The sequence below is a fragment of the Caulobacter sp. DMC95 genome (assembly GCF_056313785.1).
This window is the reverse complement of record NZ_JBQUZP010000009.1, coordinates 60,308-72,672: the sequence shown is the minus strand read 5'-3', so window position 1 is coordinate 72,672 and position 12,365 is coordinate 60,308. Positions and strand designations below refer to the sequence as shown.

The following is a 12,365-nucleotide window of genomic DNA, read 5'->3' as shown; positions in this document are numbered from 1 at the left end:
GTACTGATGATTCCCGTCCGCGGTTTCGAGGACAAGACCGTCGCTGTGTTCGGCCTGGGCCGAACCGGCCTTACGGCGGCGCGCGCCTTGATCGCGGGGGGCGCCAAGGTCGCCCTGTGGGACGAGAAGTCCGCCAGCCGGGAGGCGGCCGCCGCCGAAGGCTTTCCTGTGGTCGATCTGCAGGCCGCCGACTGGAGCCAGTTCGCCGCCCTGATGCTGTCGCCGGGCGTGCCGCTGACCCATCCCAAGCCGCATTGGACCGTCGAAAAGGCCAGGGCCGCCGGGGTCGAGGTGCTGGGCGACGTCGAGCTGTTCGCCCGCACCGTCAATGCCGCGCCGGCTCACAAGCGTCCCAAGATCATCGCCATCACCGGCACCAACGGCAAGTCGACGACCACAGCCCTGATCGGGCATCTGTGCGCCTCGGCCGGACGCGACACCCGGGTCGGTGGCAATATTGGTCTCGGCGTGCTCGGTCTGGAAGATATGCACGGCGGCGCGGTCTATGTGCTGGAACTGTCCTCATACCAACTGGACCTGACCTCCAGCCTGAAGCCCGACGCGGTCGTCCTGCTGAACATCTCGCCCGACCACCTGGACCGTCACGGCGGCATGGACGGCTATATCGCCGCCAAGCGCCGGATCTTCCTGAACCAGGGCAAGGGCGATACGGCGATCATCGGCGTCGACGACGCTTGGTGCCAGCAGATCTGCACCGAGATCACCGCCGCCAACCGTCGCACGATCTGGCCGATCAGCGCCGGCAAGGCGATGGGCCGGGGCGTTTACGCGCTACAGGGCGTGCTCTACGACGCCACGGGCGAGCGCGTGGTCGAGGTCGCCGACATCCTGCGCGCCCGCAGCCTGCCGGGCCGCCACAACTGGCAGAACGCCGCCGCCGCCTACGCCGCCGCGCGCGCCATCGGCATCTCGATGCAGGACGCGGTCGACGGCCTGATGACCTTCCCAGGCCTGGCGCACCGGATGGAAACCGTCGGCAAGATCGGCAAGGTCCGCTTCGTCAACGACAGCAAGGCCACCAACGCCGACGCCGCGCGGCAGGCGATGTCGAGCTATCCGAAGTTCTACTGGATCGCCGGCGGCGTGGCCAAGGCGGGCGGCATCGACGACCTGAAGGACCTCTTCCCGCGCATCGCCAAGGCGTATCTGATCGGCGAGGCCGCCGAGCCGTTCTCCTGGACTCTCGCGGGTAAGGCCGAATGCGTGATGAGCGGCACGCTGGAGCGCGCGGTGCAGCAGGCCTACGCCGACGCGGCCGCTAGCGGGGAGGAGGCGATCGTTCTGCTGTCGCCCGCCTGCGCCTCGTTCGACCAGTTCAGCGATTTTGAGGCCCGTGGCGAGGCGTTCCGCGCGGCCGTGAACGGATTGGCGACGGGTGGCGGCAAGGCGGCCGTCGCCTAGGCGATGAGCGCGCCGGCCGAGGCCCCCGAACCGGAGTCGCCCAAGGCCGCTTCGCCTCCGTGGCGATCTGTTCTTCGCGTCGCGGCGATCGATCGCGCTAGCTTGCGCGACGCCGGACGTCAGGCCTTGCCTTGGCTGGCCTGGCTGCGCCGTCGGACGCGCTCTTCTGAGCTTTGGGTCATCGCCGTAGCCACCGTTGTGGGCCTTGTGGCCGGCGCCTTGGCGGTTTCGCTGGGCGCGCTCGCGCATGGGACCCAGGTCGCGATCTTCAACTTCGATCCCAACGAACGCCTCTCGGCCCAGACCATGATTGAGCCCTGGCGGTTGCTGGCCATTCCGCTGGGGGGGCTGGTGTTGGGCCTGTTCACGGCCGCAGTCCTGCGCTTTCGCCCCAACCACGCCGTCGACCCCGTCGAAGCCAACGCCCTGCACGGCGGACGGCTCTCGATCCGCGACAGCCTCTTCATCTGTATCCAGACCTTGATCTCGAACGGATCGGGGGCTTCGGTCGGTCTCGAGGCGGCCTACGCTCAGGCTGGCGGCGCGACAGCCTCTTGGGTGGGGCAACGCCTGAACCTGCGCCGGGGCGACCTGCGGATCCTGGTCGGGGCCGGCGCGGGCGCGGCCATCGCCGCAGCGTTTGGCGCGCCGCTGACCGGCGCCTTCTATGCGTTCGAGATCGTCATCGGCGCCTACACGGTCGCCAACATCGCGCCGGTGGCTGCGGCCGCGCTGGCCGGGGTCCTTGTGGCCAAGGCGCTGGGCTCGACGCCTTATCTTCTCAAGACCTCCGTGGTCGCGATCTCGTCACCCGCTGACTACGCGCTGTACGGCGTGCTGGGTCTGGTGGCGGCGATCCTCGGCGTCGCCTTGATGCGGGCGGTGGCGGTGGCGGATCGGTGGGCGGTCAAGGCGCCGCTGCCGCGCTGGTCCAAGCCCGCGATCGGCGGCGTCGCGCTCGCCGCGCTCGCCCTGGCGACGCCTCAGACCCTGTCCGGCGGCCACGGCGCGTTGCATCTGGATCTGAACAGCGATCTGCCGCTGAAGGTGCTGCTCGTGCTGATCCTGATGAAGGCCGTGGCCTCCATCGTGTCGCTGAGCTCAGGCTTCCGGGGCGGCCTGTTCTTCGCGGCCCTGTTCCTGGGCGCTTTGATGGGACAGGCCTTCGCACAGGTGGTTAACCTGACCACGGGCACGGTGCATCTTGACCCGATCGCCGCCTCGCTTGTTGGCATGGGCGCGCTGGGCGTGGCGATCGTCGGCGGGCCCTTCACCATGTCGTTCCTGGTGCTGGAGGCCACGGGCGACTTTACGGTCACGGGCGCCACGCTGGCCGCCTCGCTGATCGCTAGCGCCGTGGTGCGCGAGACCTTCGGCTATTCGTTCTCGACCTGGCGACTGCACCTGCGCGGCGAGACGATCCGCAGCGCCCATGACGTCAGCTGGATGCGCAACCTGACCGCCGGCAAGATGATGCGCCGCGACGTCAAGACCATCGCGGCGGGCACCAGCCTTGCCGAGTTCCGTCGCCGGTTTCCGCTGGGCTCGACCAAGCGTGCGGTGCTGACCGATGAAACGGGACGCTACGCCGGCATCGTCGCCACCGCCGCCGTCTATGCCGAACCGCCTGAACGCGACGCCACGGTGGCGAGTCTGGCGGCTCACACCCGGGTCGCCCTGGCACCGGAACTGTCAATCAAGGCGATCATGACCGCCTTCGACGAAACCGGCGCCGACGAACTGGCCGTGGTGGACGAAGGCGGCGAGGTGATCGGCCTGATCACCGAAGCGCACGTGACCCGCCGCTACGCCGAAGAACTGGAAAAGGCCCGGCGTGAACTGACCGGCGAAACGACCTGAGGGTCACGCCAGCGGCATGAAGGCGTCGTTCTTGTCCAAGGCCGACAGCGGCGAGCGGATGGAGCAGCGCAGGCCGTCGCTTCGGTAGTCCAGCGCTACCTTGCCGCCCAGTTCATTGGGCAGGGCCAGCTCCACGATCCGCGAGCCGAAGCCCCGGCGCTCGGGCGGACGAACCTTGGGACCGCCTCGCTCGGCCCACTCGATCAGCAACTGATCATCCGGATCGACCGACCAGTGGATATCGACATGGCCGTCAGGGGCCGACAACGCACCATACTTCAGGGCGTTGATGGCCAGCTCATGAAAGGCCAAGGCCATGACCACGGCGGGCTTGGGTGAGACTTTCAAGTCATCGCCGCTGATGGTCAGCTGCGCGGGATAGGTTCGATAAGGCGTCACCGAGCCGTCGACGATCTGGCGAAGGCTGGCGGCGGACCAGTTCTGGTCGGTCAGGACATTGTGCGTGGCGGCGATCGCCATCAGGCGGCCTTCCAGAGCTTCGCGGACTGACGGCTCGACCCCGGCGTTGCGCAGCGACTGGTTGGCGATCGACTGTACGGTGGCCAGGGTGTTCTTCACCCGGTGGTTCAATTCGTTGACCAGCAGCTGCCGATGGCTCTCTGCGAGACGCTCTCCGGTGACGTCGCGTGATGTGGCCAATACGCGAATGACTCGGCCGTCTTCGAGAATCGGCGAGACCGTGGTGTCCCACCAGCGTGGCGCGCCTTTCGCCGTGGGGCAGGGGGCCCGGAAGGCGACAGCGTTCCCGGCCATGGCGGCGCGCAGGGCCTGCTCAACGGTGGCGCGACTTTCGAGCGGCCACATGTCAGGCCAATACTGATGGCGATTGCGGCCCTCGAAATCCGCGATCTCAAGCAAGGATTTGCCCTGGGCGTTCATGTATTCGAGGTAGCCCTCCGCGCTGATGACGCGGATGCAGTCTTGACTAGCCTCGACCACGCTGAGGAAATAAGCCCCAGCGCCTTCTAGAACAGTCTTGTCCGATGTTTCGTCGGCCACGCCACGTCCCTGCCCGAGATGCTAATGATCACGCGACGCGGGAAGAATACAAGCGCTGGTTTTGCGTGCGCGTACTTTTCAGGGATCTTGCGGGCGCCTAGTCGAAGAGCTCGGCCAGTTCCTCGAGCAGGACTTCGCGCCAGCCCTCAAGATTGGCGACGCTTCGCGCTCGGTCGAGAATGGCGCGCGCCTGCTCGACATCGTCGGCGTCAGCCTCGTCGACGGTCTCCAGCGCCTGAAGCGCCTCGTGCGCCGCGTCGAAGCCGCCTGACGCCACAAGCTCCACCAGAAGGGCGACGTGGTCGGAGCAGTCGACGAAGCTCAGGGCGTGAACTAGGGGCGCGCGCTTGTCAGCGAGGTCGGGGCGCTGGATCAGCTTGACCAGCACGGCGTCGAGGCCCGGCGTTGCGGCTTGCGCCAGCCGCAGGGCCAAGGCGTTGCGCTGGTCCGCATCGGTGATGGTTTCCAGCAGGCGAAGGTCGTCGGAGGAGGCCATGGATCCCTCATCCCGCGCTTTTCGCCGCATGTCCACGGGGTTAGATCGGTGAAGCAAGGTTTGATTAACCCTCCGAACCGACTCTCCGCCCATGGCCTCCAACGCGACACATGCCTTCGCCCGCACCGACCGCACCGCGATCGGCCTGTGGTGGTGGACGACGGATCGCTGGCTGCTGGGTGCGACCGCCCTGCTGGTCACCCTGGGCATGCTGTTGTCGTTCGCCTCGAGCCCCGCCGCGGCCCAGCGGATCGGCATCGACGACCAGTTCCACTTCGCCCTGCGCATGTGCTTCTTCGCGACGGCCTCGACAGTGCTTATGCTGATCGTGTCGATGCTGTCGCCCAAGGGCATCCGGCGGGCGGCGTTCTTTATCTACATTGGCGCGATCGCGGTGATGATCGCGTTGCCCTTCGTCGGTCATAACGCCAAAGGCGCGACGCGCTGGCTGCAGTTCGGCGGCTTCACCCTGCAGCCGTCGGAGTTCATGAAACCGGCCTTGATCGTGCTGGTCTCCTGGATGTTCGCCGAGGGCCAGAAGGGCGAGGGCGTGCCCGGCGTCTCGATCGCCTTCCTGCTCTATTTCATCGCCGTGGCCTTGCTGCTGATCCAGCCGGACGTCGGCCAGACCGTGCTGATCACCATCGCTTTTGGCGCGGCCTTCTGGATGGCCGGGGTGCCGATCTCCTGGATCATGGGGCTGGGCGGCGTGGCGTTTGCGGGGCTGTGTTCGACCTACTTCCTGTTCGACCACGTGCATGCTCGCGTGCAGAAGTTCCTCAGCCCCGATCAGGCCGATACCCATCAGGTCACCCGCGCCGCCGAGGCCATCCGCGCCGGCGGGCTGTTCGGGCGCGGACCGGGCGAGGGGGTCATGAAGCGCCACGTGCCCGACCTGCACACCGACTTCATCTATTCGGTGGCGGCCGAGGAGTACGGTCTGATCTTCTCGTGGTCGCTGATCGGTCTCTTCGCCTTCGTCGTAGTGCGCGGACTGTACAAGGCGATGAAGCTCAACGACCCGTTCGAGCAGGTCGCGGCGGCCGGTTTGTTCGTTCTTCTGGGGCAGCAAGCCCTCATCAACATCGCCGTGAACTTGAACATGATCCCAACCAAGGGCATGACGCTTCCGTTCATCAGCTACGGGGGCTCTTCCATGCTCGCGATGGGTTTGACGCTGGGCATGGCCCTGGCCTTGGTGCGCAAGCGCCCCGGCGCCTATGGCGCAAGCGGCGAGTTCGGCTTCGGTCGCGCGGACGCCTGATGAGCAAGCTGGCTGTTGTCGCCGCCGGGGGAACCGGCGGCCATATGTTCCCCGCTCAGGCCCTGGCCGAGGCGCTGTCCGCCCGTGGTTGGCGCGTGGTGCTGGCCACCGACGATCGCGGCGCGCTGTACGCCGACAAGTTCCCGGCCGAGGAGCGCCTGGCGCTGTCGGCCGCGACGGCCAAATCCAGCGATCCGCTGGGCATGATCAAGGCCGGCTTCACGGTCATGCAGGGCGTGCTGGAGGCCCGTGCCGCCTTCAAGCGACTGGACCCGGCCGTCGTCGTGGGCTTCGGCGGTTATCCGGCGCTGCCGGCGCTGCTGGGCGCGCTGTCGCAAGGCCGCCCGACGGTCATCCACGAACAGAACGCGGTGCTGGGCCGCGTGAACCGCTTCCTCGCTCCGCGCGTCAACGAAGTGGCGTGCGCGTTTCCCACCCTGGAGAAGGCCGCGCCCGCCGTAAAGGCCCGCGCTCATGTGGTGGGCAACCCTGTGCGACCGCCGGTGCGCGAGTTGTTCGACGTGCCCTATCTGGCGCCGGAGGTGCAGTTGCGCCTGCTGGTCACCGGCGGCAGCCAGGGCGCGCGGCTGCTCTCCGAGCTGATCCCGGAGGCCGTCGCCAAGCTGCCCGAGGAGATGCGCGGCCGCCTGAAGGTTTTCCAGCAGGCTCGCGCCGAGAGCATGGAGCAGGCCCGCAAGACCTATCGCAACGCGATGGTCGAGTGCGAGGTCGCGCCGTTCTTCCGCGACATGGCCGGTTATCTGCGTCAGTCGCACCTGGTCATTGGCCGCTCGGGCGCTTCAACCTGCACCGAGCTGGCGGTGGCTGGCCGGCCCTCGATCCTGGTGCCGCTGAAGATCGCCGCCGACGACCACCAGCGCTTCAACGCCCGTCTGCTGGAAGAGGCCGGCGGCGCGGCGGTGTGCCTGGAAGACGAGCTGACGGTCGACGTGATGGCCGCCGCGCTCAAGGCTCTGCTATCCAAGCCCGAGCGCCTGGAAAAGATGGCGGCGGGGGCGCGGTCCGCCGCCAAGCCGAACGCCGCGGAGGAGTTGGCGGATCTGGTGGAGAAAACGGCGCGGCCCTGACTTGAGGCTGCGCAAGGCTGTCACCGGCATAGCAGCCTAAGGCGAGTGCGCAGCGGGTATGACCGCGCGCGCAAAGAAGGCTCGCCATGTTCAGGACATTGATTTTCGTCGGCGCTGTTGCGGTCGCCGCCCATGCCGCCTCGGCCTCGGCCACCGAGCTCACCGTCAAGATGCGCAACCAGGGCCCCGAGGGGCCGATGGTGTTCGAGCCCTCGACCGCCAAGCTCAAACCCGGCGATACGATCCGCTTTGTGCCGACCGACGCCGGACACAACGCTGAAACCATTCCGGGCCTTGCGCCGGCTGGCGTCGCGCCGGTGAAGGGCCTCATGGGCAAGGAGGTCGTCGTCAAGGTCGCCAAGCCAGGCGTCTACGGCTTCAAATGCCTTCCGCACTGGGGCATGGGCATGGTTTTCGTGGCCAAGGTCGGCGACGCCAAGGTGGATCCGGCGGTCTCCGCCAAGGTTCTCGCCTCCGCCCCGCCGATGACCGAGCGCCGTCTGACGGCGGCGTTCAACGCGCTACGATAGGGCTTAGCAGCGCTTACGGCTCGGCCCCTGTCTCGATAAGCGGGCGGCCGATCCGTACAGCCTCCTCGACGCTGCGCGCCACCGGGACCTTGGCGTAGGGCTTCCATCCGTCGCAGACGATCCTTGCCGCTGCTTCGTCGGCGCTGCCCACAGGCAGCGGCTGGGCCGGACGTTGAGCGCCCGTCACTGGGCCTTCGCGCCCGCCCGCCCGGACGCTGCCAAAGCCTGCGTGGGCGATGGTGCGGGCGTCGCAGTCGATGACTTCGTGCCGCCAGCCGCCCCAGAACTCTTCGGCGCCGGCCTTGAAGCCGCCTTCGGTGACCTGCAGCACGCGCAGCCGCGCGGTGCGGCCCGTCCACTGGACGCCGCCCATGTCGACGAACATGGCGAAGCGCCCTACATCGGCCAGGCGCAGCTCAAGCTGGGCGGGGGTCTGGGCGGCAGCGGAGGATGCGATCAGCGTCGCCAAGAGCGCACCCAGCAAGGGCAGGGGCCGACCTCGTCCTTCGACAGGCTCAGGATGAGGTCTATTGATGGTCTCAGGCATAGGTCCGCGGTCGGCTCGGCGCGTCATTCGAAAATCCTCATCCTGAGCCTGTCGAAGGACGAGGATTTCGCGCGCTGACCGTTCCGTCGCCGTTTCAAATGGTCTAATCGGCTCTTCATGATCCAGCGTCGACGCCCCGTCCCCTTCGAACTCGGCCCCGTGCACTTCATCGGCATCGGCGGCATTGGCATGTCCGGCATCGCCGAGATCATGCTGCGTATCGGCTACACCGTTCAGGGCAGTGACGCCAAGGCCAGCGCCAATACCGAGCGGCTGGAAAAGCTGGGCGCGCGGATCTTCATCGGCCACGACGCCGCCCACGTCGAAGGCGCGTCGGCCATCGTCTATTCGACGGCCGTCAAGGCTGATAACCCCGAGATGGTCGCCGGTCGCGACAAGCGGCTTCCGCTGGTGCGCCGCGCCGAGATGCTGGCCGAGCTGATGCGCCTGCAGTTCTCGGTGGCCGTGGGCGGCACGCACGGCAAGACCACCACGACCTCGATGGTCGCCACCCTGCTGGACGCCGGCGGGCTGGATCCTACAGTCGTCAATGGCGGCATCATCAACGCCTACGGCACCAACGCAAAGGTCGGGGAGGGCGACTGGATCGTCGTCGAGGCCGACGAGAGCGACGGCTCGTTCCTACGCCTGAAGTCGACGGTGGCCATCGTCACCAATATCGACGCCGAGCACCTGGACCACTGGGGCGACTTCGACGCGGTCAAGAAGGGCTTCCAGGACTTCATTCAGAACATCCCGTTCTACGGCTTCGCCGCCGTCTGCACCGACCATCCCGAAGTGCAGGCCCTGACCGCGCGGATCGAGAACCGCCGCCTTGTGACCTACGGCACGAATCCGCAGGCCGAGGTGCGGGTTTCCAATATCGCCATGGGGCCGGAGGGCGCGACGTTCGACATCGTGGTCTCGCCGCGCGACGGCGAGGTCGTCCGCTATGACGGCTTGAAGATGCCCATGGCCGGCCATCACAACGTGCTGAACGCCGCCGCCGCCGTGGCCGTGGCCCGCGAGCTTGGCGTCGACGCCGAAGCCATCGCGCGCGGTCTGGCTAGCTTTGGCGGGGTCAAGCGCCGCTTCACCACCACGGGCGTGGCCAACGGTATCCGCGTCGTCGACGACTATGGCCACCACCCCGTCGAGATCGCCGCCGTGCTGAAGGCCGCCCGCGCGGTGTCGACCGGCAAGGTGATCGCCGTGGTCCAGCCGCACCGCTACACGCGCCTGCGCGACCTGATGACCGAATTCTCCAGCTGCTTCAACGACGCGGACACGGTGATCGTCGCCGACGTCTATACGGCTGGCGAGCAGCCGATTCCGGGCGTGGATCGCGACGCGCTGGTCGCGGGTCTCAAGAAGTTCGGCCACCGCCGCGCGCTCCCGCTGGAGAATCCGACGGCCCTGCCGCGCCTGATCGCAGCCGAGGCCCAAAGCGGAGACCTCGTCGTCCTGCTGGGCGCCGGCGACATCACCACCTGGTCCTACGCCCTGCCGGGGCAGCTGGAAGCGCTGACCAAGTGAGCTGGAAGACCAAACTCCCGACTGTCCGTGGAAAGCTGCTGATCGACGAGCCGCTAGCGCCGTTCACCTGGTTCCGCGTGGGCGGTCCCGCTGACGTGGTGTTCCTGCCCGCAGATGAGCAGGATCTGTCGGACTTTCTGAAAGCGCTGGATCCCTCGGTTCCCGTCATGGCGATCGGCGTCGGCAGCAACCTGCTGGTCCGCGACGCCGGCGTCGAGGGCGTGATCATCCGTCTGGGCAAGGGCTTCAACACGGTCGAGGCGCTGGGCGGTAACCGGATCCGCTCCGGCAGCGCCGTGCCCGACGCTATCCTGGCCCGCAAGGCCGCCGAAGCCGGGATCGCGGGGCTTGAATTCTATGTCGGCGTGCCGGGCACGATCGGCGGCGCGGTGATCATGAACGCTGGCTGCTACGGCTCCGAGACCGTCAATGTGGTCAAGTCGGTGCGTGTGATGGACCGTTCCGGCGTCCGCGAACTGACGGTCGAGGATCTGCACTACACCTACCGCCACAGCGCCCTTCAGGACGGCGACACCGTCATCGTGCTGGACGCGATCTTCGAGGGGACCGCCGACGAACCCGAGGCGATCAAGGCTCGCATGGCCGAGATCACCAGCCGGCGCGAGACCACCCAGCCGATCCGCGAAAAGACCGGCGGCTCAACCTTCAAGAACCCGCCGGGCCATTCGTCGTGGAAGCTGGTCGATGAGGCCGGCTGGCGGGGCAAGCCGTTTGGCGGAGCGATGTTCTCGCCGCTGCACTGCAACTTCCTGATCAACACCGGCGAGGCGACGGCGGCGGATCTGGAGGGCCTGGGCGAGGCGGTGCGCGCTGATGTCCTGGCCAAGACCGGCGTCCAGCTGGATTGGGAAATCAAGCGCATTGGGCGTGTGGGGTAGTGACCCAATCCTCCCCCTAGCGGCGGAGGATTTTGAGCAGCGCGCGGGCTCTTCATCTCCCCCCGCCCCATTGCTGACTCCCCCCGACGCGCACGAGTGTTATGACTCCCCCGCCTTTGGGGAGAATCTTTGCTCATGTTCCGTCGTCTGTTGATCGCTTCCGCCGCTATCGCCCTCATGTCGGGCGTCGCCCACGCCCAGGATCTCAAGACCGCTGAGGCGCTGCGGGACAAGGCCCTGCGCGACTATCTGGCCTGGGACATCACCGAGGACCTGACCACCAATATCGGCCCGCGCCTCGTTGGCTCGCCGGCCATGGCCAAGGCGAAAGACTGGGGCGTCGCCAAGTTCAAGGCGCTGGGCTTCACCAACATCAAGGTCGAGGAATTCGCCAAGCCGTCGTGGAGCCGGGGCGAGGAGAGCGCCGAGCTGGTCGCGCCGTACGCCATGAAGCTAGGCGCGGTGGGCCTGGGCCGCACGGTGTCGACGCCGGCCGGCGGCATCGAGGCCGAGGTGGCGTTGTTCAAGACCTTCGCCGACATGATGGTCGCGCCTGAAGGCGCTCTGAAGGGCAAGATCGTGGTGATCACCCAGCCCATGGTCCGCACCCAGAACGGCGCCGGGTATGGCGCGGCGGGCATCTCGCGTCGTATCGGCCCGGTGGAAGCCGCCAAGCGCGGCGCGGTGGCCATGCTGATCCGCTCGATCTCGACCTCCGACTCGACGGTCCCGCACACCGGCGGCACCGCCAGCGGGGAAGGCGTGGCGACCATTCCCGCCGCCGCGATCGGCGTCCCCGAAGCAGAACAGCTGGAGCGCCTGGCGGCGCGCAAAGTCCCGATGCGGGTCAAGCTGAAGCTGGAGTCGAGCGTCAATCCGAACAACGTCGCCTGGAACATCTCGGGCGATATCAAGGGCTCGGAAAAGCCGGACGAGGTCATCGTCATCGGCGGTCACCTCGATAGCTGGGACGTCGGCACCGGCGCGCTGGACGACGCCACCGGCATCGCCATCACCACGGCCGCGGCCAAGCTGATCGGCGACCTGCCCAAGCGTCCCAAGCGCACGGTCCGCGTGGTCATGTGGGGTTCGGAAGAGAGCGGTGGTTCGTCGGAGGCCTATCTGGCCGCCCACAAGGACGAGCTTTCCAAGATGGTCCTGGCCGGCGAGAGCGATAGCGGTGCGGACCGCATTTACAGCCTGCAGGTTCCGGCGGGTTCGCTGGACCATCCTGTAGTCAAGGCTGCGGCCAGCGTGCTGGCGCCGCTGAAGATCTACGTGGATCGCACGCCCGCCGCCGGCGCCGGCGCCGACGTCAGCGGCATCGAGCGCGCCGGGGTTCCGGTCATCAACCTGAACCAGGACGCCAGCCGCTACTTCGACTACCACCACACCATGGACGACACGCTGGACAAGGTTCGCCCCGCCGAACTGGCCCAGAACGTCGCAGCCTGGACATCGCTGGTCTATCTGGTGGCCGACAGCGACGTCGATTTCCGCGCGCTGAAGCCGGCGGCGCCGGCGGCGAAGTAGGCGTCGGTCGAGGTTCCAAACCGGTGTCATCCCGGAAGCCTCGCAGAGGCTGTCCGGGACCCAGGGGGCAACGGCAATGCGGTGGCCCCTGGGTCCCGGCGCTGCGCGCTTCGCGCTTGGCCGGGATGACATGACTTGGTTCAGCGTCTTGCGGTTGGCAGGCGCGTCCG

Annotated in this window: 11 protein-coding genes; 8 read left to right on the top strand and 3 right to left on the bottom strand. The window is 67.5% G+C overall.

Annotation, left to right across the window (positions count from 1 at the left end; genetic code table 11):
- Nucleotides 1-6 precede the first annotated feature (6 nt).
- A complete protein-coding gene (gene murD / locus ACT53N_RS18165) occupies nt 7-1,422 on the top strand; it encodes a UDP-N-acetylmuramoyl-L-alanine--D-glutamate ligase (RefSeq protein ID WP_476065197.1) in 1,416 nt (471 codons plus the stop codon).
- Between the two features lie 3 nt (nt 1,423-1,425).
- Nucleotides 1,426-3,282, top strand: coding sequence for a chloride channel protein (locus ACT53N_RS18160; protein ID WP_476065196.1), 1,857 nt, complete (start codon nt 1,426-1,428; stop codon nt 3,280-3,282).
- A gap of 3 nt (nt 3,283-3,285) precedes the next feature.
- On the opposite strand, the gene ACT53N_RS18155 is transcribed toward ACT53N_RS18160, so the two are convergent.
- Together ACT53N_RS18155 and ACT53N_RS18150 are read right to left on the bottom strand one after the other, a co-directional pair.
- Nucleotides 3,286-4,302, bottom strand: coding sequence for a sensor histidine kinase (locus ACT53N_RS18155; protein ID WP_476065195.1), 1,017 nt, complete (start codon nt 4,300-4,302; stop codon nt 3,286-3,288).
- A 97-nt stretch (nt 4,303-4,399) separates the two neighbouring features.
- Nucleotides 4,400-4,798: a hypothetical protein gene (locus ACT53N_RS18150; protein ID WP_476065194.1), complete on the bottom strand. Its 399-nt coding sequence runs from the start codon at nt 4,796-4,798 to the stop codon at nt 4,400-4,402.
- A 91-nt stretch (nt 4,799-4,889) separates the two neighbouring features.
- Between ACT53N_RS18150 and ftsW the strand changes: the two genes are divergently transcribed.
- The 3 genes from ftsW to ACT53N_RS18135 all read left to right on the top strand — a co-directional run bounded on the left by ftsW (nt 4,890) and on the right by ACT53N_RS18135 (nt 7,680).
- Nucleotides 4,890-6,062 (top strand): putative lipid II flippase FtsW, encoded by a 1,173-nt coding sequence (gene ftsW / locus ACT53N_RS18145; protein ID WP_476065193.1) that lies wholly within the window; start codon nt 4,890-4,892, stop codon nt 6,060-6,062.
- Entirely contained in the window at nt 6,062-7,150 is a 1,089-nt protein-coding gene (gene murG, locus ACT53N_RS18140; protein WP_476065192.1) for an undecaprenyldiphospho-muramoylpentapeptide beta-N-acetylglucosaminyltransferase, read from the top strand. Before ftsW ends, murG begins: the two co-directional genes overlap by 1 nt.
- A gap of 86 nt (nt 7,151-7,236) precedes the next feature.
- The gene (locus tag ACT53N_RS18135) at nt 7,237-7,680 is read left to right on the top strand and encodes a pseudoazurin (RefSeq protein ID WP_476065191.1); all 444 of its coding nucleotides are present in this window, start codon (nt 7,237-7,239) and stop codon (nt 7,678-7,680) included.
- Nucleotides 7,681-7,693: 13 nt separating this feature from the next.
- Here the strand turns inward: ACT53N_RS18135 and ACT53N_RS18130 are convergent, their stop codons facing one another.
- A complete protein-coding gene (locus ACT53N_RS18130; protein ID WP_476065190.1) occupies nt 7,694-8,149 on the bottom strand; it encodes a hypothetical protein in 456 nt (151 codons plus the stop codon).
- A 195-nt stretch (nt 8,150-8,344) separates the two neighbouring features.
- Here ACT53N_RS18130 and murC point away from each other — a divergent pair, with 195 nt between their 5' ends.
- From murC to ACT53N_RS18115, 3 genes are all read left to right on the top strand, one after another.
- Nucleotides 8,345-9,763 carry a UDP-N-acetylmuramate--L-alanine ligase gene (murC, locus tag ACT53N_RS18125; protein WP_476065189.1) on the top strand — a complete coding sequence of 473 codons (1,419 nt, stop codon included), beginning with the start codon at nt 8,345-8,347 and terminating at the stop codon, nt 9,761-9,763.
- The gene (gene murB, locus ACT53N_RS18120) at nt 9,760-10,662 is read left to right on the top strand and encodes a UDP-N-acetylmuramate dehydrogenase (protein WP_476065188.1); all 903 of its coding nucleotides are present in this window, start codon (nt 9,760-9,762) and stop codon (nt 10,660-10,662) included. Before murC ends, murB begins: the two co-directional genes overlap by 4 nt.
- Nucleotides 10,663-10,791: 129 nt before the next feature.
- The gene (locus ACT53N_RS18115) at nt 10,792-12,195 is read left to right on the top strand and encodes a M28 family metallopeptidase (protein WP_476065187.1); all 1,404 of its coding nucleotides are present in this window, start codon (nt 10,792-10,794) and stop codon (nt 12,193-12,195) included.
- Nucleotides 12,196-12,365: the final 170 nt, after the last annotated feature.

Excerpts from the sequence above, each read along its gene's own strand:
- murD (WP_476065197.1), top strand. The coding sequence starts at position 7 with ATGATTCCCGTCCGCGGTTTCGAGGACAAGACCGTCGCTGTGTTCGGC.
- ACT53N_RS18160 (WP_476065196.1), top strand. The coding sequence starts at position 1,426 with ATGAGCGCGCCGGCCGAGGCCCCCGAACCGGAGTCGCCCAAGGCCGCT.
- ACT53N_RS18150 (WP_476065194.1), bottom strand. The coding sequence starts at position 4,798 with ATGGCCTCCTCCGACGACCTTCGCCTGCTGGAAACCATCACCGATGCG.
- ftsW (WP_476065193.1), top strand. The coding sequence starts at position 4,890 with ATGGCCTCCAACGCGACACATGCCTTCGCCCGCACCGACCGCACCGCG.
- murG (WP_476065192.1), top strand. The coding sequence starts at position 6,062 with ATGAGCAAGCTGGCTGTTGTCGCCGCCGGGGGAACCGGCGGCCATATG.
- ACT53N_RS18135 (WP_476065191.1), top strand. The coding sequence starts at position 7,237 with ATGTTCAGGACATTGATTTTCGTCGGCGCTGTTGCGGTCGCCGCCCAT.
- murC (WP_476065189.1), top strand. The coding sequence starts at position 8,345 with ATGATCCAGCGTCGACGCCCCGTCCCCTTCGAACTCGGCCCCGTGCAC.